The organism is Ferrovibrio sp. GW821-FHT12B10 (genome assembly GCF_058807515.1).
The window spans coordinates 164,494-187,862 of record NZ_JBXAQT010000002.1; the positions used below are offsets into that span (position 1 = coordinate 164,494).

Sequence of the window (23,369 nt, forward strand, 5' to 3'; positions counted from 1 at the left end):
CATGACAGGCGGCCGCCAGAGAAAAGTCCCGAAGAAGATCACCCCGGACTATCTGGAAAAGGCTGCTTTGTTCTATCTGGAACGGTACAGCAGTTCGGCGGAGAATCTCCGCCGGACTCTGGATCGCAAAATACGGCGCTCGATTGCCGAGCATGGCGCACCGACAGAAGCCGAAGCCACCGGCTGGGTAGCCACCCTGATCGCAAAGCTGCAGCGCAATCACCTGCTGGATGATCGCAAATATGCCGAAAGCCGCGTCCGGCGCCTGTATGCCGAAGGCAAGTCACTCGGGCGCATCAGGCAAACACTCGCCGTGAAGGGCGTGGGTAAAGAGGATGTTGTTGCCGCCCTGGAGCGGCTGCAGGATGAAGCCGATACACCGGTCTCTGACCTGCCCGCAGCAGCCGCCTTCGCCCGCAAGCGCAAACTGGGGCCATACAGGACCGACCCGGAAGAACGCCGCGCCATGAAGCAGAAGGATCTCGGCGCACTGGCGCGCCGCGGCTTCAGCCAGGCAATTGCGATGAAGATTTTAAGCGCTGCCGATGTGCCGGCGCTGGAGGAATTACTGCATGACGCAGATTAAACCCATCCATGTTATCGGCGGCGGCCTCGCGGGATCGGAAGCCGCCTGGCAGGTCTCACGCATGGGCGTGCCGGTGGTGCTGCATGAAATGCGACCGCATCGCAAGACCGATGCGCACCAGACCGATAACGTGGCCGAGTTGGTCTGCTCGAATTCATTTCGTTCCGACGACGTCGAAGGCAATGCCGTCGGCCTGCTGCATGAAGAATTGCGCCGCTGCAATTCCCTGATCATGCGCGCAGCCGAAGTAGCCAAGGTGCCGGCCGGTGGCGCACTGGCCGTCGATCGCGACGTCTTCTCCGGCGAAGTGCAAAAGGCCATCACAGCCGAACCGCTGATCACACTGGAGCGTGGCGAGGTTGCCGGCTTGCCGCCGGCAGACTGGGACAATGTGATCGTGGCAACAGGCCCCCTCACCTCGCCAGCTTTGGCCGAAGCCATCGGCCAGCTGAGCGGTCTGCAGAGTCTTGCCTTCTTCGATGCCATCGCGCCGATCGTCCATAAAGACAGCATCGACATGGACAAGGCCTGGTTCCAGTCTCGCTACGACAAGGTTGGCCCGGCCGGCGACGGCGCCGACTACATCAACTGTCCCTTCGAGAAGCCGGACTACCTAGAATTCCATGCCGCGCTGCTTGCCGCGGAGAAAACCGAGTTCAAGGACTGGGAAAAGAACACCCCCTATTTCGAGGGCTGCCTGCCGATCGAGGTCATGGCAGAACGCGGGCCGCGCACACTGACCTTTGGTCCGATGAAACCCGTCGGCCTGACCGACCCGAAGACCGGCCGTAAACCCTATGCCGTGGTGCAGCTGCGCCAGGACAACAAGCTTGGCACGCTCTACAACATGGTCGGCTTCCAGACCAAGATGAAACATGGCGAGCAGACCCGCATCTTCCGCATGATCCCGGGTCTGGAGAATGCGCAGTTCGCCCGCCTGGGCGGCATTCATCGCAACACCTTCCTCAATTCACCCAAATTACTTGACGGCCAGTTGCGCATGAAGGCGATGCCGCGCCTGCGCTTCGCTGGCCAGGTGACTGGCGTGGAAGGCTATGTCGAGAGCACGGCCATCGGGCTGATTGCCGGCCGTATGGCTGCTGCGCAGCGCCTGGGCAGTGAACAGACGCCGCCACCACCGACCACCGCGCTGGGTGCTTTGCACAACCACATCACCGGTGGCGCCGATGCCAAGCATTTCCAACCGATGAATGTAAACTTCGGCCTCTTCCCACCGCCGGGTGAAGAGGTGCACAAGAGCGAGCGGAAACGCGCCCTGAGCCGCCGGGCGCTGAACGATCTTGGTCTCTGGCTCAACGGCCACGCTGCAGTTGCGGCCTAGAGCCGCCCGCGCAAGGATGCCCAGAGCAGCGTCATCTGCTTTTTCAGCGGTGTGACACTGGCCTCGGCCAGGATTGGATCGTAGCCACTTTTCTCCAGCGCCTTCAGATGCAGGCCGGCGAGTGTTGCCGGCAGCAGTGCCGGCAGCGCGGCACGGGGCAATCTGGCTTTTTGCGCAGATTGCAACCGCTGCCTGGCTTCAACAGCCAGCTCAGTCAGTACGGCCGGCAGTTTCGCACTGTAGTCGATCTGATGCAGTGCATCCGGACTCAATCCGTGCGCGCCTAGCAGGTTTGCCGGCAGCAGAATACGCTGCTGCGCGATCAGATGCGGCGTCGCCCGCAACAGGCCGGTCAGCGCATAAGCCATGCCTGCATCGCGGATCAGCGCCTCATCGGCCGTGCTCCCTAGCAGTTGCAGAGCCAGCCGCATCAGCGGCGCGGAAGTTTGCTCGGCATAAGACAACAGCGCCGCCATATCTGCCGGCGGCCGCTCTTCCATGTCCTGCTCGCGCGCATCGATCAGCGCCGTCACCTGTTCGATATCCAGATCGCGGCAATAGGCATGCAGGGCGAGCACGACCGGATGCTGGCGCGGCATACCGGCTCGGATGCCATCCCAGGCCTCGCGCCACCACTGCAGGCGGATCTGGCCGATCATGGGTTGGCTCACGGCCTCGCGCGCCCGCGCGATTTCGGCATTGAACGCGTAAAGCGCGAACAGGCCGGCGCGCCGATCATCCGGTGCGAACAATGCGGTCAGCCAGCGATCAGGATCGTATCGCTTCAGCTCGCGGGCACAGTGGTCATCGGGCGATTCGGTCATGTGGAAATGGCGGTTTTATGGTACGGTTCGGCCAGCGAATCAGGGGAATGTTGCACGCAGATCAGGGTCATCGATTCGCCCCATCCCTGCCCCGCCTCCGGGGCGCCCGATCCGCGGACCGCATCAAGCAACGCCTGAACAAGAACAACAAGGACCAGCATCATGGCAAAGATTTTGGAAAACCTCTACAAGGCGCTCGGCGCTGGCGTCGTCCTGGCGCTGGTCGTCTTCCTCCTTGTCCATCGCAACAGCGTCGACGCGGCCTTCGCCAGCTTCTTCGTCCGCTGGCTCCATGTACTCTCAGGCATCCTGTGGATCGGCCTGCTCTGGTATTTCAACTTCGTGCAGATTCCGACCATGCCGAAGATTCCGGCCGAGCTGAAGCCCGCCGTGGGCAAGTTCATCGCGCCGGAAGCTCTGTTCTGGTTCCGCTGGGCCGCTATCGCGACCGTCGTCACCGGTCTGGTGCTGTCGATCCTGAACGGCTACGGCCACCAGGCCTTCGCCCTGCAGGAAGGTAGCCGCACCATCGGCATCGGCATGTATCTCGGCCTGTTCATGGCGATCAACGTCTGGTTCGTGATCTGGCCGAACCAGAAGAAGGCATTGGGCATCGTCCCGACCGACGACGCGTCGAAGGCCAAGGCGGCGCGTTTCGCCATGCTGGCCTCGCGCACCAACTTCGTGCTGTCGATCCCCATGCTGTACTGCATGGTCGCCCAGCAGAATGGCGGCGCCTGGTAAGGCGCCACTCCAGTCAAAACGAATGAGGGCGGCTGTCACCAGCCGCCCTTTTTCTTTGCCCTGATATCTGGCCCCTAGACCGGGATCAGGGCGGCAGCCACGCGGCGGCTTTCGCCCATCAGCAGGTTATAGGTACGGCAGGCCGCCCCGGTATCCAGAGTCTCGATCACAGGGCCACGCGCGCGAACTTCGCTCCGCAGCGCCTTGTCGATGAAGGCCATGCTGGGTCCGCAGCCCAGCAGCAGGATTTCCACCTCGGCGCCCGCAGCAAAGACCGGCTCCAGCGAGGCGAGCGTCATACCCTTGATGTCGGTGATGCCCCAGGACAGCGTCTGCCCCGGAAAGACCAGCACGGATTCCGTCCAGTGCTTGCCCGATATGCGGAAGCCGCCATCGCCATAGGCGTTGATCACCTGACGATCAACCGGAATGCGGGGCAGCAAATCCATGGCTGCCTCCTACCCTTATGGCCGTTGTGCGGCCGTCTTGGCCTCGGGCTGTTCGGCCGGTTGGCCGCGGCGCAGGCGGTTCTCGCCCAGGAACAGCAGGATCGGTGCGGCGATGAAGATCGAGGAGGATGTCGCCAGTACGATACCGAACAGCAGCACCAGCGCGAACTCCCGCACCGCCTCGCCGCCGAACAGCGCCAGCGGAATGGTCGAGAGGAACACCGTCAGCGAGGTGTTGACCGTGCGGTTGAGCGTCTCGTTGATGCTCTTGTCGATCAGCTGACGCAGCGGCAGCGACTTGTACTTGCGCAGGTTCTCGCGCACGCGGTCATAGACCACCACCTTGTCGTTCACCGAGAAGCCCATCACGGTGAGCACCGCAGCAATGGCGACCAGGTTGAATTGGATGTCGGTGACCACGTAGAAGCCGATCGTCTTGGTGACGTCGAGCACCAGGGTGGCGATGGCGCCGATGCCGAACTGCCATTCGAAGCGGAACCAGATGTAGATCAGCATCGCCACCAGGGCCAGACCCATGGCGAGCATGCCATCGCGGAACAGACCTTCGGAGACGGAAGCGCCGACGGCTTCCACGCGGCGGATTTCAGTGCCGGGATAGGCCTGGGTCAGTGCGCCACGCACCTTGTCGGCCGCGACCTGCGCTGCAGCATCTTCGTTACCCTGCCGTTCGAGACGGATCAGCACGTCATTCGGTCCGCCAAACTGTTGCAGGGCGGAATGACCGAGATTCAGATTGCCAATCAGGCCGCGCAGTGCCGGGAAATCGGCTTCCTGCTGCAGGCGCGCCTCGATGACGATACCGCCCTTGAAGTCGATGCCGTAGTTCAGGCCCGGATAAAAGAACAGCACCACCGAGATGACCGACAGCAGGGCCGACAGGCCGAGGCCGAGGAAGCGGCCCTTCATGAAGGGATAGGTGGTGTTATCCGGGATAAGACGGAGCTTGTACATGGGTCGCCTCCTTACACCGGCAGCAGCGTCGGACGACGCTGACGCAGCCAGGTCACCATCATCAGGCGGACCAGGACAGTGGCGGTAAACATGGACGTCAGGATGCCAATCGAGATGGTGACGGCAAAGCCCTTCACTGTGCCGGAGCCCAGCGAATAGAGCAGCGCCATCTTGATCAGCGTCGTGACGTTGGCGTCGAAAATAGTGCTGAAGGCGCGGCTGAAGCCGGCCGACATCGCCGCCATCGGCGACTTGCCCAGCTTGACCTCTTCACGGATACGCTCGTTGATCAGCACGTTGGCGTCGACCGACATGCCAAGCGTCAGTAGCAGGCCCGCGATACCCGGCAGTGTCAGCGTCGCCTGCAGCAGAGACATGGCCGCGAGCGTCATCACTAGGTTGATCAGCAGCGCCACGTCGGCGAATAGGCCGAACAGCCCATAGGCAAGCACCATGTAAACCACGACCAGGGCCGCAGCGACCGCAATCGAGATCAGGCCGGCGCGAATGGAATCCTCGCCCAGATCCGGACCGACGGTCCGTTCTTCCACGACCTTCAGCGGCGCCGGCAGCGCACCGGCGCGCAGCAGCACGGCAAGATCGTTCGCCTCGGTCACGGTGAAGTTGCCGCTGATCTGGCCTGAACCGCCCAGAATGGGTTCGCGGATCACCGGGGCACTCAGCACCTTGTTATCGAGTACAATAGCGAAGGGCTGGCCCACAGACTGCTGTGTGACTTCGGCAAAACGCTTACCGCCCGTAGTATCAAAACGGAAGGACACGATGGGCTGACCGCCGCGCTGGTCGTAACCCGGCTGGGCATCCACCAGATTGTCGCCGGACACTTCCACCTTGCGGCGCACGACATAGCGTTCACCACGCCCCTTGTCGCCTTCCAGCACTTCCGAACCGGGCGGCGGCGCATTCGGATCGGCGCCGGTATCAACCATGCGGAAGGTCATCTTGGCGGTCTTGCCGACCAGTTCCTTCAGGCGCTGTGGATCGCTTACGCCCGGCAATTGCAACAGGATGCGGCTATCGCCCTGACGCTGAATGGTCGGTTCGGAAACGCCAACCTGATCGATACGGCGCCGCACGATCTCGATGGACTGCGAGACGGCATTGCGGGCGCGCTCCTGCAGCGCGGCCTCGGAAAGGGTCATGCGGATCTGGCCATCAGGTGTGGTCGTGATCTGCAGATCAGTCTGCGTCGCACCGAAACCGAGGCCGGCCGTGCTCTGCACGGCGTTACCCAGCTTGGTCAGCAACTGACGCGCCTGTTCGGTCTGGGACGGATCGCGCAGACGAACCAGCACGCCATTGCTGCCGGAGACTCCGAGATTGGTGTAGCCGATGCGAGCCTGGCGCAGCTCATTGCGCGCCCCTTCGACCACGGCTTCGAGACGCTCACGCAGCACCGCGCTGGTATCCACCTCCAGCAGCAGATGCGCACCGCCGCGCAGGTCGAGGCCTAGGCTGATCTGCCGCTTGGGCAGCCAGTTCGGCCAAGTCGCCACCGTGGCTGCCGGGAAGAAGCTGGGAATGCTGAAGATCACGCTGGCCAGACAGACCAGGGCGATCAGCGCAATCTTCCAGGGCGCGAAATACATCATTGCCGTTACACCAGATCGTATCGTTCAAGAACAAACGGCGCCGTAGGATCCGGCGCCGTTCGCAACAGTCGGGAGATCAGCCGGCCTTGGCTTCGCTCTTGTCCTCGGCATCGGTATCGCTGCCCTTCGAGCGGACTTCGCCGATCGTGCCCTTGAGTACCTTCACCTTGACTCCGTCAGCGATTTCGACCTGAACCAGGCCGTCTTCCTGCACCTTCAGCACCTTGCCGATAATGCCGCCGGCAGTGGTCACCACGTCGCCGCGACGAACGGCTTCGATCATGGCCTTGTGCTCTTTCATCTTCTTCTGCTGCGGACGGATCAGCAGGAAGTAGAAGACGACGAAGATAAGGACCAGCGGCAGCAGCGAGGTCAGCATGTCGGTGGTGCCACCGGCCGCCTGCGCATAGGCCTCAGAAATCAGCATGAAACGCTCCCTGTCGTGTATGTGCAGCCTGACGGCAAACCTGCCGCCGGCGAGAGAGGCGGACTATAGCCGGGGACGCCCCAAAAGCAAGCATCGCGCCCTCTTTCGGACGGCTTTCAGGCGGGTAAAAGCCCAGCCATATCAAGTGCCTGCGCTGTCAGGTCGCAGCAGCCGGGATAGCCGTTAGGGCGGCCTCGTCCTATAATCGGGACAGCACAGCCGGGAGCAGTTTCACCATGCATATCCTGCAGATCGAAGGCATGACCTGCGATGCCTGCAAACGGGCGATCGGCAATGCCATCGGCCTCGCCGCCCCTGGTCTCGCCTTCGAGGTCGACTTGCAGCGACGACAGGTACGGTTCAAGGATTTGCCGGCCGAGCGCCAGGCTGTGGTGCGCAATGCTATCCGGGACGCTGGCTATGGCATCGTCGAAAGCGACAAGATCTAAGGCGGTTTTAGCCTTTTAGTGATGGATGCCGCGCAGCCAGCCCAGTGCCGCAGCACGATCTGAAAACAGGCAGTGCGACGACTGCGGAAAGATAACGTTGATGGCCTTGATCACGAAAACGAAGAACGGATCGGCGCTGACATAGGCCACGCGCTGCGGCGCCTGATTACGGCCACCCCAGTTGGCCATTTTTGCAATGGCCTTGACCGCGCTCCAGTCAATGGTGCCCTGGAAAGCCGTCACATCGATCAGGGTTTGCATCCGCAGTTTGATCCAGCCCCGCTCGTATCCTTGCTGCAGGCCGATATAGAGCTGGTCGCCGTGAGGCGCGCCAACCAGATCAATGGTCAGGATGCCGTTCTCGGCCCGTATATCCACGAAATCAGCTTTCTCGCCCAGACGGACGGCCGCCTCGCGTTCGGTCGCATGCTGATGCACCACCTACCCCCACGCCTGTTTGCCCACCCGTGACCAGTGGAGGCTGGAATGGTTAATTTTCACCTTAGCCGGATAGGTGGTGGCGGGAACGTGACTGCAAAACCTGCGGTGTTATTCCGTGAAAGCGGTGTGACCCATGTGGCATTGCCGAGACATCCCGCACTGCAGCGGAACGACCCCGCCCGAGCCAGGTTAGGCTTGCATCCCTCCCCCGCCCCAAGCGAGGCCTGCCATGACCAAACGCCATGCCGACCACAGCACGCGATCCCAAGGCCGCCAGAACCAAGCCAGCGCCCGCCGTGCGGCCGCAGATGAGCGCTGGTGGCGCGATGAAGTCGGTATCATGGTCGAACATGAAATCTGGCATCTGCCGCGCCTCGCCGAGGAGCAGTTGGAAGCCTGACCGGTCGTAAAATGAAAAGAGAAATGGTCGGACTGGCGGGATTTGAACCCACGACCCCTTGTCCCCCAGACAAGTGCGCTACCAGACTGCGCTACAGTCCGACCGGGCTTAGCAGGGCTACCGGGTAAGCAGGCGGCGCTGCGAAGCGGCGCGCACTATAGCCACCGCCCCCGTCACGCGCAACCGCGCGAAACCCTTGGAAAAAGCGCAAATTCAGCGGTTTTGCCGCGCCATGATGTCGGCGTGGATCGACTCCAGGTCCTTCAGACAGGTCTTCAGCGCCTGTTTCATGTTGCCCATGTCGTTCAGCAGATCAAAGGGCATGCCGATCTGGCGGGTGTCTGCCACCTTGCGTGCCGGCGTCGCTTCAGCGACGGGCGCCGCGCCTTTCTCGTTTTGCGCGCGCGCGCGGACGGCCTTGGCCAGTCCGCCTTCTCGCAACAGTTTCTGCACGCCCTTAATGGTATAGCCCTGCTCATGCAGCAGGGCGCGGATTTCGCTCAAGAGCGCGATGTCCTCGACACGATAGTAGCGTCGACCGCCATTGCGCTTTACGGGACGGATCTGATGGAATTTCTTTTCCCAGAAGCGCAGCACATGCTGCGGCAAGTCCAGCTTGTCGGCGACCTCACCGATGGTGCGGAAGGCCGCGCCGGTCTTGCTTTTTATGGTCTTGTCCTGCAGCTCAGGCTGATCGGCCATGCCTCGGATTCACCAAGAAAAATGTGGGATTACGAGCCGGCCTTGGTCTGCTGCGACACCGCATGCATGCCGGCATTGATCTTTTCCTTCAGCACATGGCTGGCGCGGAAAACCAGCACTTTGCGTGGATCGATCGGCACTTCCTGACCGGTCTTGGGATTGCGGCCCATGCGACCGCCCTTGGAACGCACCTGGAAGGTGCCGAAGGACGAGATTTTGACCATATGGTCGGCGATCAGGCTGTCGATAATTTCGTTCAGCACCGTTTCGACCAGTTGTGCAGACTCACTGCGGGAGAGACCCACCTCCTGGTAGATCGCTTCGCTCAGTTGCGCCCGGGTCAGGGTATTCTCGCTCATCGCCAACGCCCCTTATTATTAAATTTTATAGCAGGCACGCTAACTTAAGGAAAAGCGGGCGTCAACAAGACCTTAGCCGGAGGATAAGCCGAATCGGGGATGCCGAAGCATTTCCACCCCCTGTGGGTGAATTACCAGCGCACCAGGGCGCTGCCCCAGGTGAAACCGCCGCCCATGGCCTCCAGAAGCAGTACATCGCCCTTCTTGATACGGCCGTCCTTGACCGCCTCAGCCAGCGCCAGGGGCACGGAGGCTGCCGAGGTGTTGCCGTGGCGATCGACCGTCAGAACCACCTTCTCAGTGCCCAGGCCCAGTTTGCGGGCCGTGCCGTCGATGATGCGCTTGTTGGCCTGATGCGGCACCAGCCAGTCGATCTGCTCGGCCTTCATGCCGACAGCTGCAAGCGTTTCCTTGACGACATCAGCCAGATTGACGACGGCATGGCGGAAAACTTCCTTGCCCAGCATGCGCAGATGACCGGTGGTCTGCGTGCTGGACGGACCGCCATCGACATACAGCAAGTCATGATGACGACCATCGGAATGCAGATGCGTGGTAAGCACGCCGCGATCGGTATTCTGCCCCGACCCTTCTTCCGCCTTCAACACGATCGCGCCAGCGCCATCGGCGAACAGCACGCAGGTGGTGCGGTCGGTCCAGTCGATAATGCGCGAAAATGTTTCGGCGCCAATCACGACGGCTGTCTTGGCCTGGCCGGCCTTGATGAAATTGTCAGCCGTCGCCAGCGCGTAAATGAAGCCAGAGCATACCGCCTGCACATCGAAGGCAAAACCGCGCGTCATGCCCAGTGCAGCCTGTACGCGGCAGGCTGTGGCCGGGAAGGTTTCGTCGGGTGTCGCGGTCGCGAGCACGATGAGGTCAACATCCTGGGCCGAGATGCCAGCATGCTGGAGGGCATCCTGCGTCGCCTTCAGGGCGAGGTCGGACGTCTTTTCACCTTCAGCAGCGATATGACGCTGACGGATACCAGTCCGCTCGATGATCCACTCATCGGTGGTATCGACCATCTTGGAGAGGTCGGCATTGGTCAAAATCCGCTCCGGCAGGTAACTGCCTACACCCGCCACGACTGAGCGAATCATAATGCCCTCGCACTCGACGCTTGTTGTTCGTTCACAGCGGCCGTCTGCGCCGCCAGAGATTCAGCGAAGGCACCAGAGAAATCAGCCTTGATGCGATCGATCAGGCGATCCTGCGCCATGTCGATGGCAACTTCCAGTGCTGCAGCGAACCCGACATCATCCGTACCGCCGTGGCTTTTGACGGCAATGCCATTCAGGCCCAGCAGCACGCCACCGTTGTAAAACCGCGGATCCATGCGATCACGCAGCATGGACAGACCCGAGCGGGCCAGCAGGTACCCCAGCTTGGTGAGCCAGGAACGCTGGAAGGCCGACTTCAGCAAGCCCGACATCAGCTTCGCGGTACCTTCGGCGGTCTTCAGTGCGATGTTGCCGGTGAAGCCGTCGGTGACGATCACATCGGTCTCACCCTTGGTGATGTCATCACCTTCGACGAAACCAACGAATTCGAACGGCGGATTGGTGACATTGCGCAGCAACTCGGCAGCGCCACGCACTTCCTCGTGCCCTTTCAGCTCTTCCACGCCGACGTTCAGCAGACCTACGCGCGGGCGATGCCGGCCAAGCGCCGAATGCGCAAGGTTCGCACCCATGACGGCGAACTGAACCAGATTGCGCGCGTCGCATTCGACATTGGCGCCAAGATCGAGAACAACCGTCTCGCCCTTCATGGTCGGCAGGAAGGATGCAATCGCCGGACGTTCGATGCCGGGCAAGGTGCGCAGAACGAATTTCGCCATCGCCATCAGCGCGCCGGTATTGCCGGCGGAAACGATGGCCTGGGCCTCGCCACTGGCGACCGTGTCGATCGCAAGGCGCATACTAGTGTTGCGGCCACGGCGAAGCGCCTGGCTCGGCTTGTCCTCGCTGCCCACCTTCTCGGCGGTATGGCGAAGTTCGCAACGGTCTTTCAGGGCGGGAAATTGACGCAGCAGCGGCTCAATCCGTGCGGCATCACCGAACAGAATGAACTTCACCAGCGGAAAGCGCGGCAAAATAGCTGCGGTGCCCTTGATCACCATATCGGGGGCATGATCCCCACCCATGGCATCAAGCGCGATGGTAAAGGCCGCGGTCACACCGTTGCCCTTAACCGTTCAAGCATCAGCTCAGGCAGCGGCCGTCTTGGCAACCACTTCACGGCCGTCGTAATGGCCGCAGGCGCCGCAGACATGATGCGGGCGCTTCAGTTCGCCGCAATTCGAGCATTCCATATGGGCGCTCGGCGCCAGGGCGTGATGCGAACGACCCATATCGCGCTTCGACTTGGACTTTTTCTTCTTAGGAACAGCCATGACACAGTCTCTCTCAAAAATTCGCGCGGGGCGGACGCCATCCGCGTTAACACACCACCCCAGAATCCCCGCCTATATACTCTCGGCGCGCCCGGGGACCAAGCTCTTTCGCCTCAATCCTTTTTCAGCTTCGCCAGGACCGCAAAGGGGCTGACTTTCGCCTCTTCCTCCGCATCCGGCTTATACCCCGGCGGCAGGCCGGCATCGCCCTTACGCGGATAAGGGTCTAATCCCAGCGCCAGTTCTTCCGCCACCACGGCGCCAACGTCAATGGCGTCGCCCTCAATGGCATCGGCCGGATCCTCGGCATCCGGATCCAGCCATTCGGCCTCGTCCTCGCCCAGCTCCTCGGCCGGCTTCAGACTGCCTGCCGGGGCAAACAGCCGCTCAAACCCTTCTTCCACCCGCTGCTGCACCGGTTCGAGCGATACAATGCAGGTCTGCTCTACCTGGGCGGCGAGCCGTCCCTTGACCCGAAAATGGCCGTTCAGCGCCGGATCGAGCGAAACCCGGACCTCTGCCGTCAATTCCAGCACGGCCGGAATTTTCAGGCGTCGGGCCAAGGCAACCCGCTCGGCTTCGCCGGCCTGCAGCTTGAGCGTCAGACCCTGCGGACCAACCCGGTCGAGTTCGACGATATGGCTGAATTCATTGCCAATTCCGTCTTTCGCCACGGTGAATCCTCTTTCGGCCCGACCGACTCAGACCTGGCAGCCAAGGCGGCGGAACATAAGTGCAAGCGGCCGGACGGTCAACTGCCTTACAAGTTATTGAAATTATTAATTAAATGACAGGAAACGTCAGCTTTCCCGTCATGACTCCGGCATCGTCCAACCCGATCAAGGCCTGATCCGCCCGACGCAGGTAATCCGCCATGGCGATCGGTACCTCATCGGCAACCTGGGTGGTGCCGTAGAGATTACGCCGGAGTGCCTCTGCCAGGGCATGGGGACCTTCAGCCGCCAAGCCGGCCTCGTAGGCCTCGACCCGGCCATAGAAGGCCTGACCCATCTTCTTGATCCGCTTGCCCACGCCGAGGTCGCCCACGCCGATTTCCCGCAGGTTACTGTCCATGTCGGCGAACAACAGATCGAACAACCGCTGGCTCAGGCCCTGGGCCTCAGGGCCCTCGATGCGCTTCAACCGGCGCATGGTCAGGAAGGCATGGAGCACGATCATGTCGAAGCGACCATCCAGGGTGTCTGGCACCGCATGCTCAAGATAGAATCCCGGTTGCCGCGCCTGAGCTACAATCTGGCGGTACAATGCAACGGCGGTATCGTCCGCCGCGCCTCCCTTGAAAAGTGAAATAAGACGATTAAGCATTTGCACTCGTTTTATAAAATGCGCCTTGCAATGGCGGCCGTTTGCGTTTCAGGGCGGCTGAAGATAATATGCGACCCGCGTTATAGCGAGTCTTCAGCGATGTCGATGCGTCTCTTCCAAATAGCCCGGATCAAGGTCTTTCTGACCGCCCTGCTACTTCTCGGTATCGCGGCCTGCGCGCCGCGACAGGACTACCGTGGCAGTCTGCTGGATGAAGACAAGCTGAAGCTGGTTCAGGTGGGGCAGAGCACCGAAGCCCAGGTTGGCGCGCTGCTCGGTTCGCCGTCGACCATCTCGACTTTCCCCGACTGGGGCATGACCTACTATTACATCTCCAGCGAAACCGAGACGGTCGCCTTCCTTGCGCCCGAACTGATCGATCAGCAGGTGGTGGCGATTTCCTTCGACAAGGATAACAAGGTCAAAGAGGTCAAGCGCTACGGCCTGAAGGATGGCAAGCCGATTGCCTTCGTGGATCGCGAGACGCCGACGCGCGGCAAGGAGCTTACTTTCCTCGAACAAGTCTTCGGCAATCTCGGTCGCTTCAATTCAAGCGGTGCGGCCCCCAATCTACCGAGTGGCCGCTAATCGCGATTGCTGACGCTGGCTTCCGCAAAGGTCGCCATGCCTGTGTGACAGGCGATTGCAGCTTTCAGCACCCCCAGTGCGACAGCCCCGCCTGAACCTTCCCCAAGGCGCATCCCCAGATCCAGCAGCGGCGTCATGCCCAGCTTGTCCAGCAGGCGTCGATGACCAGGTTCGGCGGACACATGACCGGCCAGACAGTTGGCCAGTCCATCTTCGCCGAGACGATTGAGAACGCCTGCCGCCGCCCCCACCACAAATCCATCCAGCAGCACCGGAATGCCACGCAGTCGTGCCGCCAGCAATGCACCGAAGAGCGCGGCGATTTCACGACCGCCGACCCGCCGCAACGCCTCCAGCGGGTCCTGCAGGCTTTCCGCGTGCAATCCGAGTGCTGCATCGACGGCTGAAATCTTCGCGGCCAGTGCCGCACCAGCGACGCCTGTGCCTGGCCCCACCCATGACGACGCATCGCCGCCATACAAGGCCGCCGCCAGTGCTGCCGCAGCCGTTGTGTTGCCGATCCCCATTTCGCCCAGGATCAGCAGATCGGTATCCGCTGTGACGGCGGCCATGCCGCGGTTAATAGCATCGAGGCAGTCCGGCATATCCATGGCCGCAGCAGTCGTAAAATCCGCTGTCGGTCGGGCAAGGTCGAGCGCAATCACCGACAAGGCGGCGCCATGCAGGCGGGCCAGCTGGTTGATGGCCGCACCGCCCCGCTCGAAATTGGCAACCATCTGCACGGTGACATCGGCGGGATAAGCCGAGACGCCACGCGCGACAACGCCGTGGTTCCCCGCAAAGATGACAATGCGGACGCGATCCAGTTGGGGTATGGCCCTACGCTGCCAGCCAGCAAGATGAAAGACGCAGTCTTCCAGGCGGGCCAAGGCGCCGGCGGGTTTGGTCAGGACCGCATCCCGTCCACGGGCGGCGGTAATGGCGGCGGCATCAGGCGAGGGCAGGGTCTGAAGCGCGGCGCGGATAGCGGTAAAATCCCGGTATGCGTCAGTCATCGATTTATCAGACCTGCCCAGCTTCGCGTCATCGCATCTGCGTGCTATAAGCCACCCCAGACCTCATCGCAATGCATCATGCCTGATCAAGAATCCGCTTCCCAGCAGCCCCGCAGCCGTCAGCGCTGGTTCGGCGATCTGCGTCTCGCCCTGATGCTGCTGACCCGCCTGCCCCTTCCCCGTACCGCAGAGCCAGTCCTCGGGAATGTGGCCCGCGCGGCTTGGGTGTTTCCGATTGTCGGCATCCTGGTCGGCCTGGGCGGCGGCGTGATCTTCCTACTCGCCAACAGGATCGGTCTGGGAATATCGAGTTCGGCTGTGCTGGCCCTGGCCTGGCAGGTCGTCATGACCGGCGCCCTGCATGAAGACGGCCTCGCCGATACGGCGGATGGTTTTGGCGGTGGCCGGGACCGCGAACATAAGCTGACGATCATGCGCGACAGCCGTATCGGCACGTATGGTGTCGTCGCCCTGCTGTTGGCCTTTGGCCTGCGCTTTACCGCCCTGCAGGAACTCGCCAGCAACCTGCTGTCGGTGACCGACGAGATGGACGAGACAGTCAGCCATACTGGCGCGATCATCATTGCGCTGGTGATCTCCGGCGCGGTGTCGCGCGCCGCCATGGGGCTGGTCTGGTATCTGCTGCCACCGGCGCGCAGCGACGGTCTGGCAGCCGGTAGTGGCGTGGTGCCGCTGGCCTCCGCCATCATCGGCATCCTGCTCTCGGCCGCCCTGGCCGTCATCCTGCTGCCAGGCTTCACCTTCGCCTATGTGCTGGGTGCCGCCGCGCTGCTGGCCCTGGGGATGGCACTGCTGGCCTGGCGCCAGATCGGCGGCCATACAGGCGACGTGCTGGGCGCCACGCAGCAGGTGACCGAGATCGCCGTGCTGCTGACCATCGGCGCTGTCATGGTCGCCGTCTAGCAAAAAGAAAAGGGCCGGGTTTCCCCGGCCCTGTCCATGTCGACTTTCGCAGGCCTCAGCTGTGCGCCAGGATGGCGAGCAGCAGAAGTGCCACGATGTTGGTGATCTTGATCAGCGGGTTCACGGCCGGACCAGCGGTGTCCTTGTAAGGATCGCCGACGGTATCGCCGGTCACGGCCGCCTTGTGGGCATCCGAACCCTTGCCGCCATGATGACCCTCTTCGATGTACTTCTTGGCGTTGTCCCAGGCACCGCCGCCCGCCGTCATCGAGATGGCGACGAAGATACCAGTGACGATCACGCCCAGCAGCATCGCACCAACCGCGGCAAAGGCAGCAGCCTGGCCGGCAATCAGGTTGATGATGAAGTACAGCACGATCGGGCTGAGCACCGGCAGCAGACTGGGAATGATCATTTCCTTGATCGCAGCCTTGGTCAGCAGGTCGACAGCCTTGGAGTAATCAGGCTTGGCCGTGCCTTCCATGATGCCCGGTATCTCCTTGAACTGACGCCGCACTTCCACGACGACCGAACCGGCCGCGCGGCCGACCGCCGTCATGCCCATGGCGCCAAACAGATACGGCAGCAAACCGCCGATCAGCAGGCCAACCACGACATATGGGTTGCTCAGGGAGAAATCGATCGTCACGCTCTTGAAAAAGTACTTCAGATCTTCAGTGTAGCAGGCGAACAGCACCAGTGAGCCGAAGCCGGCCGAACCGATGGCATAGCCCTTGGTCACGGCCTTGGTGGTGTTGCCGACCGCATCGAGCGCGTCGGTGGTCTTGCGCACATCCTTGGGCAGGTCCGACATTTCGGCAATGCCACCGGCATTGTCGGTCACCGGACCATAGGCATCGAGCGCCACCACGATACCAGCGAGCGCCAGCATCGTCGTCACTGCGATGGCGATGCCGAACAGGCCCGCCAGCATGTGGGTGGAGATGATGCCGATGACGATGAAGATCGCCGGCATCGCCGTGGCCTCCATCGAGACAGCCAGGCCCTGGATCACGTTGGTGCCATGCCCCGTGGTCGAGGCCTGCGCCACACTCTTCACCGGGCGATAGTTGGTGCCGGTGTAGTATTCCGTGGCCCAGACGATAGCTGCCGTCACCAGCAGACCAATGATGCCGCACCAGAACAGGTTCATACCCGTGAAGGTGGCGGTGCCAGCGGTCATCTTCGTGTTCATGCCCAGCATGTAATCGGTGATCGGCCAAAGCGCGATCGCCGACAGGATACCGGTCACGATCAGACCCTTGTACAGCGCACCCATGATGTTCTGGCTGCTGCCCAGGCGCACGAAGTAAGTCCCGATCACCGAGGTGATGATGCAGGCGCCGGCGATCACCAACGGATAGGCCATCACCTTCGCCATCAGGGCTGCATCAGCGGCGAAGTAGATCGACGCCAGCACCATGGTGGCGACGATGGTCACCGCATAGGTTTCGAACAAGTCGGCCGCCATGCCGGCGCAGTCGCCGACATTGTCGCCCACGTTATCGGCGATCACCGCCGGATTGCGCGGATCATCTTCCGGGATACCGGCTTCCACCTTGCCGACGAGGTCGGCGCCCACATCTGCACCCTTGGTGAAGATGCCGCCGCCGAGACGGGCGAAGATCGAAATCAGGGACGAACCGAAGCCGAGCGCCACCAGCGCATCGACCATTTCGCGAACCGGAGCGCCCATCTTGAGCAACACGACGTAGTAGATCGCGACGCCGAGCAGTGCCAGACCGACAACCAGCATGCCGGTGACGGCGCCGGACTTGAACGCAATGCTCAGGGCATGCTCCATGCCTTTGCGCGCTCCTTCAGCGGTGCGGACATTGGCGCGAACGGAAACGTTCATGCCGATATAGCCGGCCGCACCCGACAGAACCGCGCCGATGATGAAGCCGATGGCCACTTTCAGACCGAGCGTGAAGCCCAGAATGATCGCGACCACGATGCCAACGATACCGATAGTGCGATATTGACGATTGAGGTAGGCAGATGCGCCCTCCTGGATCGCCGCGGCGATTTCCTGCATGCGCTGATTGCCAGCGGATTCAGCCAGCACTGAACGTGATGTCCAGATGCCGTACAACAGCGCCAAACCGCCACAGGCGATGGCGAACCACAACTCCGTCATGAGCGTTTCCCTTCGTTCCTCTGATTATTTAATCGAGACAAAACCCGACCGGGCATCGCTGCCCCATGCGGGTTACGCGACTGCTACCATTATTGGCCCCAGACTCGACGCGGGGCGGAACGGAATCGTTATGCCAGAGATGCGCTTTTGGCGCAATAAGACTTATTTTTCCGAAACTTATGCGGGTGACGCGGCCCGGCGTCGGCGCAGCAGCAGCCAAGTGGCCGCCATGCCTGCCATCAGGATGAAGGGCAGGCCCGAGAGCGGTACAAAGTCCCACCCCCAGTGGTAGAGCATCTTGCCCGATCCCAGCGAGGCGAGCGCCACGGTACCAAAGACGAGGAAGTCATTCACTGCCTGGGTCTTGTTCCGCTCGGCCGGCCGGTAAACCTCGGTCAGCAGTGCCGTGCCGCCGATGTACATGAAGTTCCAGCCGATCCCGAGCAGTAGCAGCGCCAGTTGGAAATTCAGCACCTCGATGCCGGCCAGCGCCACGCCGATGCAAACCAGGTTGAGCAATGCGCCAGTCAGAATGATGCGCAAAGCACCGAACCTGGCGATCAGGCTGCCGGTCACAAAACTCGGAGCGTACATGCCGACGATATGCCACTGGATCACGGTCGCAGCCGCCGCGAAGGGATGCGCGCAGATCTGCATGGCCAGCGGCGTGGCCGTCATCATCAGGTTCATGACGCCGTAGCTGAACATCCCGGAGATGACGGCGACCAGGAATGTCGGCTGTCGCATGATTTCGCTCAGCGGCCGCCCCTTCTCCTGCACTTCAGCCATAGTGGGCGCAGGAATATTGATGGTCGACAAAATGGCCAGCACGGCGACCGGCATCGCCGCTGCAACAAGATACGAAGCAAGGAACAGGTGTGGCGACAGCAGCTCGCGCGTGTATTTCGCCAACTCGGGTCCGAGGAAGGCCGAGACCAGGCCGCCAATCATGACCCAGGAAATCGCACGGCTTTTCATGTCCTGCGGCGCGATATCCGCAGCAGCGAAGCGATAGAGCTGCACGAAAGCCGTGGAGCCGCCGAAGATGAACGTCCCGAGACAGAACAGCCAGAAATGCGCCTGGTAAATGCCAAGCGCTGCAATTAGTGAACCGGTGATGGCAAACAGGCAGCCTGTCATAAAACCCAGCTTGCGGCCGAAGCGACGCATCAGCATGGAGGCAGGGATGGTCGCCAGCGCCGTGCCACCGACAACGAAGGTGACCGGCAGCGTGGCCAACGCCTTGTCCTCGACCAGCAGATAGCCGACGAGGCCACCGAGCGTGACCTGCAATGTCACCGCCGAATTCGCCAGGGCCATGCAAGCGGCAAGGATGAACACATTCCGCTTCGCAGCGGCCGGCGATAATACTGTCATGGGAGAAGGACCAGTTCGATTCTACTTATTTCAACTGGCCAATAATATTCAGAAGCAGGACCTGCGTCACCACGTCTTTGCCCAAAACTTCGTCGGTGGGGCCGCGCAGCCTGTCGCGCACCGGATACAGGTCGCGCGTGGTGAAGCGTGACGGCACCTCGACCGGATCGCCCTTCAATAGCTCACGTACATAGCGATCGCGCAACAGGTACATCTTGTCGTTCACCGAGGGAACATTATCCGGCGGTACTTCAAGATGCAGGATGATCATGATCTCGCGCGGCTTCTGTCCTTCCGGATGCACATACAGGCTAAATGGCTCAAGCGGAATGAAGGCCGGCCGTTTGATCACCGGCGGCGGCGGCGGATCGGCCGGATCAACTTTGGCCTCATCCTGATTCTTCGGGGCGACGATCAGGAAATATACCGCGGCACCGCCCCCCGCCAGGGTAAGCAGCACGACCAGGCCAATAATGATCAGTGCAATCTTGCGCACCACAGCGCTCCCGAATCAGGGCCTTAGTCTATCGTACTGCCGAAATGCTGAAAGCCACCGCGATCGAGGGGAATCGGCCGGCCCTGGCCATCCTGCACGATTACGCCCCCTCCCACCTTCAGGTTGCCGATCCGGGTAACGGCCAGACCGGCCGCTTTCGATAGAGCGGCGATCCGCTCGGCTGCCTCCGGCGGCGCGGCGAACAGCAACTCGTAGTCATCGCCGCCGGTCAACACCGTTTGTATAAGATCGGTGTCATCCGCCATGGCCTGGCGCGCCGCCAGCGACAGCGGAACGGCAGCTGCATGGATCACCGCCTGTAGCCCGGCGGCAGCCGCAATATGCCCCGCATCCTGGACCAGACCATCGGAGACATCCATGGCAGCATGCGCCACGCCACGCAGGCTCTGACCGAAAGCAACGCGCGGCGTGGGCAGATGCAGGCGTGCATCGAACATCATCATCGAGGCCGATGAAAACAGCCGACTGTTCAGCTTCACTTCAAGGCCGAGTGCCGCGTCGCCGATACTGCCCGTGACATAAAGATCATCGCCAGCCTGCGCACCGCCGCGCCGGATCATCTGGCCGGCCGGCACATGGCCGAAGGCGGTCACGCTCAGCATGATCCCGCTCGGGGTGCGCACCGTATCGCCGCCATGTAGAGCGATGTCAAAAGCCCTCTGTTCCTGCGCCAATCCTGCGCAGAACTGCGCCAACCATGGCTCATCGATCATCGGCAGCCCCAGCACCAGCTGGTAGCCCAGCGGCACGGCGCCCTTGGCGGCAAGATCTGATAGATTCACGCGCAGGAGTTTGCGCGCAATGCGTTCGGCACCATCCTTGGCAAGGAAATGGACGCCTTCGATCATGGCATCCGTCGTCACGACCAGCTCCGCGCCTTCGGGCACGGTAATGATCGCAGCATCATCGGTGAGATTGAAACTGCCGGCGGCCTTCCGGCTCAGGGGCGCCAGATAGCGGGCGATCAGATCGAATTCGCCGAGGCGCGGCCCGGCCATGATCGCCTCAGGCCGTAAACTCGCCGGGGCGCAGCTTGCGCGCCACGGCATCGATAACGCCATTGGCCAGCTTGATTTCACGCGGGCCGAAGAAGGCCCGCACAATGCCAATATATTCGTCGATCACCGTGGCTGCCGGTACATCGATACGGGCAATGATTTCATAAGCTGCACAACGCAACGCATCGCGCAGGATGATCTCCATGCGATCCAGGGCATCGGACCGTGGCATGGCATCCTTGATGACCTTGTCGATCTCGTCTCCGCGCCGCACGACGCCACGCACGATCTCGGAAAACCAGTCGGCATCCGCCTCGCGCATCTGCACGCCTTCAATTTCCTCGGACTGGCGATGGGTACGGAAATCGACGATTACGGATTCAGGATTGGCACCGCCGAATTCGACTTCATAGAGAGCCTGCACCGCAAACAACCGCGCAACCGACCGGCGTCCTGCTGGTCGATCGTTGCGTGTTCCCCGGCGCTGCCCTCCCTCACTCATATCGAAAACAGCTGCTTCAGACCGATCATGGCAACGGCAGCCAGGGCTGCCTGCCCGCCCTTGTCCTGACGATCCTTGCGGGCCCGTTCCCAGGCCTGCTCCTCATTCTCGACGGTGATGATGCCATTGCCGATGCAGAGCTGGTGCTCAATGGCAAGGTGCTGCAGGCCGCGCGCACTTTCATTGACCACGACATCGAAATGAGCAGTCTCTCCGCGGATCACGCAGCCCAGCGCCACATATCCGTCATAGGCACGTTCGCCCTTGCGGTTCATGGCAAAGCGGATTGCCGCCGGCAGCTCCAGCGCGCCGGGAACATCGATCCGGTCGTAATCGAAATCGGACGCTTCGATCACTGCCTTCGCGCCCTCGAACAAGGCATCGGCGATATCCTCATAGAAGCGCGCCTCGATAATCAGGACCCGCGGCTTGCGAATCTCAAGCGTCAGATCGCCCATCATCTGGGTCTTGCTCTTGGAGAACGTCTGCGTCTTGGCAGACTTCTTCGCCGCTTTCTTTTTGCCAGCCGGCTTACGCGCCACCATGTTCAGATCTCCCTGCCTGTCTTGATGCGGCGGGTTTCGACAACCGAGAGGCCGTAGCCCTCGAGCCCGACAATGGTGCGTTCAATATTCGATAGAACGATCATGTCTTTCACCCCCAGATCGATGAGGATCTGTGCCCCGATGCCATAATCCCGGAGTTGTGCTGACTTTTCAACTGTTTCGCCCATTTTCTGGCGGACCTTGTCGGACAAGGCCGTCGGCCGGGGTTCACGGATCAGCACCACTACGCCGCGCCCCGTCTCTCCGATCATCTGCATCGCACCATGCAGCATGCCTGACCGGGCGCCATGGTCACCCAGGACGTCTTCCAGCACATTCATGGCGTGCATGCGAACCATGACCGGTTTTCCGTCACCAACATCACCTTTCACCAGGGCAATGTGCTCGGCGTACTCAACCCGGTTGCGATAAACCAGCATCCGGAACTTGCCGCCCCAGACGCTATCAATCTCGCCCTCGACTACCTTCTGGATCAGGTTGTCATGTCGGCGGCGGTAGGCAATCAGGTCGGCAATAGTGCCGATTTTGAGATTATGGTGCTGGGCGAATGACACCAAGTCCGGCAACCGCGCCATGGTGCCATCGTCATTCATGATCTCGCAGATCACACCCGACGGGTTAAGTCCGGCCAGGCGGGCGATATCGACGCCGGCCTCGGTATGACCGGCGCGCACCAGAGTGCCGCCATCACGGGCCATCAGCGGGAAGATATGCCCCGGCACAGCAATATCCTGCGGGCCCTTGCTCGGGTCGATGGCGACCTTCACGGTCTGAGCACGATCAGCGGCCGAGATACCGGTGGTAACACCTTCGCGGGCCTCGATGGAAACCGTGAAGGCCGTCTGATGCCGCGAGGCGTTGTTCTGCGCCATCAGCGGCAGGCCCAATTGCTCGATGCGCTGACGCGTCAGCGTCAGGCAGATCAGACCACGACCATACTTGGCCATGAAATTGATCGCGGCCGCATCACACATTTCGGCCGGAATATAAAGATCACCTTCGTTCTCGCGGTCTTCTTCGTCGACCAGGATCACCATGCGGCCCTGACGGGCCTCCGCAATGATCTCTTCCGAAGAGGCGATATAGCGCTTGATGTCATCCATGCTGTTCACGACAGCTTGCTCCACTGCTGCAGCCGCGCCACGTAGCGCGCCAGCACATCGATTTCCAGGTTGACCTTGTCGCCAGCCTTGAGCTTGCCGAGCGTGGTCACCTGCTGGGTATGCGGGATCAGGTTGACGCCAAAGACTGCGCCTTGAACATCGTTGACGGTGAGTGAAACACCATCGATGGTCGCCGAGCCTTTCTCGGCGATGAAAGCGGCAAGCGTATCCGGCGCCCTGAAGCTGATCCTGAGAGATTCTCCTTCGGGCTGTACACCGGTCACCTCGCCGACGCCATCAACGTGGCCGGAAACGATATGACCGCCGAGTTCATCGCCGACTTTCAGGCTGCGCTCCAGGTTTATAGCGCTGCCATCCTTCCATCCTCCCAGGATGCTGCGCGACAGGGTCTCGGCCGAGACGTCAACCGCGAACCAGTCGGCGCCCTTCTGCACGACGGTCAGGCAGACCCCCGAGCAGGCAATCGATGCGCCAATGGCGATCGTGCCGGTGTCGTAGCTGGTGCGGATGCGGAAATGGGTGTCGCCGCGGGTTTCGCGGGAGACGACCGTGCCGATGTCGGTAACAATGCCGGTAAACATGTCT

The 23,369-nt window shown here is 61.5% G+C and carries 30 protein-coding genes and 1 tRNA gene; 7 read left to right on the top strand and 24 right to left on the bottom strand.

The window, feature by feature from the left end:
- Position 1 precedes the first annotated feature (1 nt).
- The gene (locus tag AC1RRT_RS18440; protein ID WP_493015350.1) at positions 2-586 is read left to right on the top strand and encodes a regulatory protein RecX; all 585 of its coding nucleotides are present in this window, start codon (positions 2-4) and stop codon (positions 584-586) included.
- The gene (gene trmFO / locus AC1RRT_RS18445; RefSeq protein WP_493015351.1) at positions 573-1,928 is read left to right on the top strand and encodes a methylenetetrahydrofolate--tRNA-(uracil(54)-C(5))-methyltransferase (FADH(2)-oxidizing) TrmFO; all 1,356 of its coding nucleotides are present in this window, start codon (positions 573-575) and stop codon (positions 1,926-1,928) included. The genes AC1RRT_RS18440 and trmFO overlap by 14 nt, the downstream gene beginning before the upstream one ends.
- Here trmFO and AC1RRT_RS18450 read toward each other — a convergent pair.
- Together AC1RRT_RS18450 and AC1RRT_RS18455 are read right to left on the bottom strand one after the other, a co-directional pair.
- A complete protein-coding gene (locus tag AC1RRT_RS18450; RefSeq protein WP_493015352.1) occupies positions 1,925-2,752 on the bottom strand; it encodes a phytoene/squalene synthase family protein in 828 nt (275 codons plus the stop codon). The two genes, trmFO and AC1RRT_RS18450, sit on opposite strands and share 4 nt — an antisense overlap.
- Complete coding sequence (locus tag AC1RRT_RS18455) at positions 2,749-2,916, bottom strand: hypothetical protein (protein WP_493015353.1); 168 nt, start codon at positions 2,914-2,916, stop codon at positions 2,749-2,751. Before AC1RRT_RS18455 ends, AC1RRT_RS18450 begins: the two co-directional genes overlap by 4 nt.
- Between AC1RRT_RS18455 and AC1RRT_RS18460 the strand changes: the two genes are divergently transcribed.
- A complete protein-coding gene (locus AC1RRT_RS18460; protein ID WP_493015355.1) occupies positions 2,915-3,496 on the top strand; it encodes a urate hydroxylase PuuD in 582 nt (193 codons plus the stop codon). The genes AC1RRT_RS18455 and AC1RRT_RS18460 overlap by 2 nt on opposite strands.
- A 74-nt stretch (positions 3,497-3,570) precedes the next feature.
- Here AC1RRT_RS18460 and AC1RRT_RS18465 read toward each other — a convergent pair whose 3' ends face one another.
- The 4 genes from AC1RRT_RS18465 to yajC all read right to left on the bottom strand — a co-directional run bounded on the left by AC1RRT_RS18465 (position 3,571) and on the right by yajC (position 6,957).
- The gene (locus tag AC1RRT_RS18465; protein WP_493015356.1) at positions 3,571-3,945 is read right to left on the bottom strand and encodes an Mth938-like domain-containing protein; all 375 of its coding nucleotides are present in this window, start codon (positions 3,943-3,945) and stop codon (positions 3,571-3,573) included.
- Between the two features lie 15 nt (positions 3,946-3,960).
- Positions 3,961-4,917 carry a protein translocase subunit SecF gene (gene secF / locus AC1RRT_RS18470; protein WP_493015357.1) on the bottom strand — a complete coding sequence of 319 codons (957 nt, stop codon included), beginning with the start codon at positions 4,915-4,917 and terminating at the stop codon, positions 3,961-3,963.
- A gap of 11 nt (positions 4,918-4,928) precedes the next feature.
- Positions 4,929-6,530 carry a protein translocase subunit SecD gene (secD, locus tag AC1RRT_RS18475; protein WP_493015358.1) on the bottom strand — a complete coding sequence of 534 codons (1,602 nt, stop codon included), beginning with the start codon at positions 6,528-6,530 and terminating at the stop codon, positions 4,929-4,931.
- A gap of 76 nt (positions 6,531-6,606) precedes the next feature.
- A complete protein-coding gene (gene yajC / locus AC1RRT_RS18480; RefSeq protein ID WP_493015359.1) occupies positions 6,607-6,957 on the bottom strand; it encodes a preprotein translocase subunit YajC in 351 nt (116 codons plus the stop codon).
- A gap of 236 nt (positions 6,958-7,193) precedes the next feature.
- On the opposite strand from yajC, the gene AC1RRT_RS18485 reads away from it, so the two are divergent.
- Positions 7,194-7,406 carry a heavy-metal-associated domain-containing protein gene (locus AC1RRT_RS18485; RefSeq protein WP_493015360.1) on the top strand — a complete coding sequence of 71 codons (213 nt, stop codon included), beginning with the start codon at positions 7,194-7,196 and terminating at the stop codon, positions 7,404-7,406.
- A gap of 15 nt (positions 7,407-7,421) precedes the next feature.
- Here the strand turns inward: AC1RRT_RS18485 and AC1RRT_RS18490 are convergent, their stop codons facing one another.
- Entirely contained in the window at positions 7,422-7,844 is a 423-nt protein-coding gene (locus AC1RRT_RS18490; protein WP_493015361.1) for a hypothetical protein, read from the bottom strand.
- A 232-nt stretch (positions 7,845-8,076) separates the two neighbouring features.
- On the opposite strand from AC1RRT_RS18490, the gene AC1RRT_RS18495 reads away from it, so the two are divergent.
- Positions 8,077-8,247: a hypothetical protein gene (locus AC1RRT_RS18495; RefSeq protein WP_493015362.1), complete on the top strand. Its 171-nt coding sequence runs from the start codon at positions 8,077-8,079 to the stop codon at positions 8,245-8,247.
- A 24-nt stretch (positions 8,248-8,271) separates the two neighbouring features.
- Here the strand turns inward: AC1RRT_RS18495 and AC1RRT_RS18500 are convergent.
- The 8 genes from AC1RRT_RS18500 to AC1RRT_RS18535 all read right to left on the bottom strand — a co-directional run bounded on the left by AC1RRT_RS18500 (position 8,272) and on the right by AC1RRT_RS18535 (position 13,032).
- Positions 8,272-8,348 (bottom strand) — tRNA-Pro (locus AC1RRT_RS18500).
- A 112-nt stretch (positions 8,349-8,460) separates the two neighbouring features.
- A complete protein-coding gene (locus tag AC1RRT_RS18505) occupies positions 8,461-8,949 on the bottom strand; it encodes a MerR family transcriptional regulator (RefSeq protein ID WP_493015363.1) in 489 nt (162 codons plus the stop codon).
- Positions 8,950-8,978: 29 nt separating this feature from the next.
- Entirely contained in the window at positions 8,979-9,308 is a 330-nt protein-coding gene (locus tag AC1RRT_RS18510) for an integration host factor subunit alpha (RefSeq protein ID WP_493015364.1), read from the bottom strand.
- 131 nt (positions 9,309-9,439) lie between these two features.
- Entirely contained in the window at positions 9,440-10,414 is a 975-nt protein-coding gene (locus tag AC1RRT_RS18515; protein WP_493015671.1) for a beta-ketoacyl-ACP synthase III, read from the bottom strand.
- Entirely contained in the window at positions 10,408-11,490 is a 1,083-nt protein-coding gene (gene plsX, locus AC1RRT_RS18520; protein WP_493015365.1) for a phosphate acyltransferase PlsX, read from the bottom strand. Before plsX ends, AC1RRT_RS18515 begins: the two co-directional genes overlap by 7 nt.
- Positions 11,491-11,520: 30 nt before the next feature.
- Complete coding sequence (gene rpmF, locus AC1RRT_RS18525; protein WP_493015366.1) at positions 11,521-11,706, bottom strand: 50S ribosomal protein L32; 186 nt, start codon at positions 11,704-11,706, stop codon at positions 11,521-11,523.
- A gap of 113 nt (positions 11,707-11,819) precedes the next feature.
- On the bottom strand, positions 11,820-12,380 hold the full coding sequence (locus AC1RRT_RS18530) for a YceD family protein (RefSeq protein ID WP_493015367.1): 561 nt from the start codon (positions 12,378-12,380) through the stop codon (positions 11,820-11,822).
- 109 nt (positions 12,381-12,489) lie between these two features.
- Positions 12,490-13,032, bottom strand: coding sequence for a ubiquinol-cytochrome C chaperone family protein (locus AC1RRT_RS18535; RefSeq protein WP_493015368.1), 543 nt, complete (start codon positions 13,030-13,032; stop codon positions 12,490-12,492).
- A gap of 99 nt (positions 13,033-13,131) precedes the next feature.
- On the opposite strand from AC1RRT_RS18535, the gene AC1RRT_RS18540 reads away from it, so the two are divergent.
- On the top strand, positions 13,132-13,620 hold the full coding sequence (locus tag AC1RRT_RS18540) for an outer membrane protein assembly factor BamE (protein ID WP_493015369.1): 489 nt from the start codon (positions 13,132-13,134) through the stop codon (positions 13,618-13,620).
- Here the strand turns inward: AC1RRT_RS18540 and cobT are convergent.
- Positions 13,617-14,636 (bottom strand): nicotinate-nucleotide--dimethylbenzimidazole phosphoribosyltransferase, encoded by a 1,020-nt coding sequence (cobT, locus tag AC1RRT_RS18545; protein ID WP_493015370.1) that lies wholly within the window; start codon positions 14,634-14,636, stop codon positions 13,617-13,619. The genes AC1RRT_RS18540 and cobT overlap by 4 nt on opposite strands.
- Positions 14,637-14,714: 78 nt before the next feature.
- Between cobT and cobS the strand changes: the two genes are divergently transcribed.
- Positions 14,715-15,560, top strand: coding sequence for an adenosylcobinamide-GDP ribazoletransferase (cobS, locus tag AC1RRT_RS18550; protein ID WP_493015371.1), 846 nt, complete (start codon positions 14,715-14,717; stop codon positions 15,558-15,560).
- Between the two features lie 55 nt (positions 15,561-15,615).
- Here cobS and AC1RRT_RS18555 read toward each other — a convergent pair whose 3' ends face one another.
- From AC1RRT_RS18555 to AC1RRT_RS18590, 8 genes are all read right to left on the bottom strand, one after another.
- On the bottom strand, positions 15,616-17,700 hold the full coding sequence (locus AC1RRT_RS18555) for a sodium-translocating pyrophosphatase (RefSeq protein ID WP_493015372.1): 2,085 nt from the start codon (positions 17,698-17,700) through the stop codon (positions 15,616-15,618).
- Positions 17,701-17,877: 177 nt separating this feature from the next.
- Positions 17,878-19,041, bottom strand: a complete 1,164-nt coding sequence (locus tag AC1RRT_RS18560) for an MFS transporter (protein ID WP_493015373.1) — start codon at positions 19,039-19,041, stop codon at positions 17,878-17,880.
- A gap of 61 nt (positions 19,042-19,102) precedes the next feature.
- A complete protein-coding gene (locus tag AC1RRT_RS18565; protein WP_493015374.1) occupies positions 19,103-19,573 on the bottom strand; it encodes a flagellar basal body-associated FliL family protein in 471 nt (156 codons plus the stop codon).
- A gap of 23 nt (positions 19,574-19,596) precedes the next feature.
- Entirely contained in the window at positions 19,597-20,592 is a 996-nt protein-coding gene (gene thiL / locus AC1RRT_RS18570) for a thiamine-phosphate kinase (protein ID WP_493015375.1), read from the bottom strand.
- 7 nt (positions 20,593-20,599) lie between these two features.
- Positions 20,600-21,094, bottom strand: a complete 495-nt coding sequence (gene nusB / locus AC1RRT_RS18575; RefSeq protein ID WP_493015376.1) for a transcription antitermination factor NusB — start codon at positions 21,092-21,094, stop codon at positions 20,600-20,602.
- Entirely contained in the window at positions 21,091-21,639 is a 549-nt protein-coding gene (locus tag AC1RRT_RS18580) for a 6,7-dimethyl-8-ribityllumazine synthase (protein WP_493015377.1), read from the bottom strand. The genes nusB and AC1RRT_RS18580 overlap by 4 nt, the downstream gene beginning before the upstream one ends.
- A gap of 2 nt (positions 21,640-21,641) precedes the next feature.
- The gene (gene ribB / locus AC1RRT_RS18585; RefSeq protein WP_493015673.1) at positions 21,642-22,763 is read right to left on the bottom strand and encodes a 3,4-dihydroxy-2-butanone-4-phosphate synthase; all 1,122 of its coding nucleotides are present in this window, start codon (positions 22,761-22,763) and stop codon (positions 21,642-21,644) included.
- A gap of 5 nt (positions 22,764-22,768) precedes the next feature.
- On the bottom strand, positions 22,769-23,365 hold the full coding sequence (locus AC1RRT_RS18590) for a riboflavin synthase (protein WP_493015378.1): 597 nt from the start codon (positions 23,363-23,365) through the stop codon (positions 22,769-22,771).
- Positions 23,366-23,369: the final 4 nt, after the last annotated feature.

Coding starts and splice junctions, on each gene's coding strand:
- AC1RRT_RS18555 (WP_493015372.1), bottom strand. CDS start 17,700: ATGACGGAGTTGTGGTTCGCCATCGCCTGTGGCGGTTTGGCGCTGTTG.
- AC1RRT_RS18465 (WP_493015356.1), bottom strand. CDS start 3,945: ATGGATTTGCTGCCCCGCATTCCGGTTGATCGTCAGGTGATCAACGCC.
- AC1RRT_RS18495 (WP_493015362.1), top strand. CDS start 8,077: ATGACCAAACGCCATGCCGACCACAGCACGCGATCCCAAGGCCGCCAG.
- AC1RRT_RS18535 (WP_493015368.1), bottom strand. CDS start 13,032: ATGCTTAATCGTCTTATTTCACTTTTCAAGGGAGGCGCGGCGGACGAT.
- nusB (WP_493015376.1), bottom strand. CDS start 21,094: ATGAGTGAGGGAGGGCAGCGCCGGGGAACACGCAACGATCGACCAGCA.
- cobT (WP_493015370.1), bottom strand. CDS start 14,636: ATGACTGACGCATACCGGGATTTTACCGCTATCCGCGCCGCGCTTCAG.
- secF (WP_493015357.1), bottom strand. CDS start 4,917: ATGTACAAGCTCCGTCTTATCCCGGATAACACCACCTATCCCTTCATG.
- AC1RRT_RS18455 (WP_493015353.1), bottom strand. CDS start 2,916: ATGATGCTGGTCCTTGTTGTTCTTGTTCAGGCGTTGCTTGATGCGGTC.
- AC1RRT_RS18580 (WP_493015377.1), bottom strand. CDS start 21,639: ATGGTGGCGCGTAAGCCGGCTGGCAAAAAGAAAGCGGCGAAGAAGTCT.
- ribB (WP_493015673.1), bottom strand. CDS start 22,763: ATGGATGACATCAAGCGCTATATCGCCTCTTCGGAAGAGATCATTGCG.
- AC1RRT_RS18485 (WP_493015360.1), top strand. CDS start 7,194: ATGCATATCCTGCAGATCGAAGGCATGACCTGCGATGCCTGCAAACGG.
- AC1RRT_RS18450 (WP_493015352.1), bottom strand. CDS start 2,752: ATGACCGAATCGCCCGATGACCACTGTGCCCGCGAGCTGAAGCGATAC.
- AC1RRT_RS18510 (WP_493015364.1), bottom strand. CDS start 9,308: ATGAGCGAGAATACCCTGACCCGGGCGCAACTGAGCGAAGCGATCTAC.
- AC1RRT_RS18440 (WP_493015350.1), top strand. CDS start 2: ATGACAGGCGGCCGCCAGAGAAAAGTCCCGAAGAAGATCACCCCGGAC.
- AC1RRT_RS18540 (WP_493015369.1), top strand. CDS start 13,132: ATGTCGATGCGTCTCTTCCAAATAGCCCGGATCAAGGTCTTTCTGACC.
- rpmF (WP_493015366.1), bottom strand. CDS start 11,706: ATGGCTGTTCCTAAGAAGAAAAAGTCCAAGTCGAAGCGCGATATGGGT.
- AC1RRT_RS18590 (WP_493015378.1), bottom strand. CDS start 23,365: ATGTTTACCGGCATTGTTACCGACATCGGCACGGTCGTCTCCCGCGAA.
- AC1RRT_RS18505 (WP_493015363.1), bottom strand. CDS start 8,949: ATGGCCGATCAGCCTGAGCTGCAGGACAAGACCATAAAAAGCAAGACC.
- cobS (WP_493015371.1), top strand. CDS start 14,715: ATGCCTGATCAAGAATCCGCTTCCCAGCAGCCCCGCAGCCGTCAGCGC.
- thiL (WP_493015375.1), bottom strand. CDS start 20,592: ATGGCCGGGCCGCGCCTCGGCGAATTCGATCTGATCGCCCGCTATCTG.
- trmFO (WP_493015351.1), top strand. CDS start 573: ATGACGCAGATTAAACCCATCCATGTTATCGGCGGCGGCCTCGCGGGA.
- yajC (WP_493015359.1), bottom strand. CDS start 6,957: ATGCTGATTTCTGAGGCCTATGCGCAGGCGGCCGGTGGCACCACCGAC.
- AC1RRT_RS18460 (WP_493015355.1), top strand. CDS start 2,915: ATGGCAAAGATTTTGGAAAACCTCTACAAGGCGCTCGGCGCTGGCGTC.
- secD (WP_493015358.1), bottom strand. CDS start 6,530: ATGATGTATTTCGCGCCCTGGAAGATTGCGCTGATCGCCCTGGTCTGT.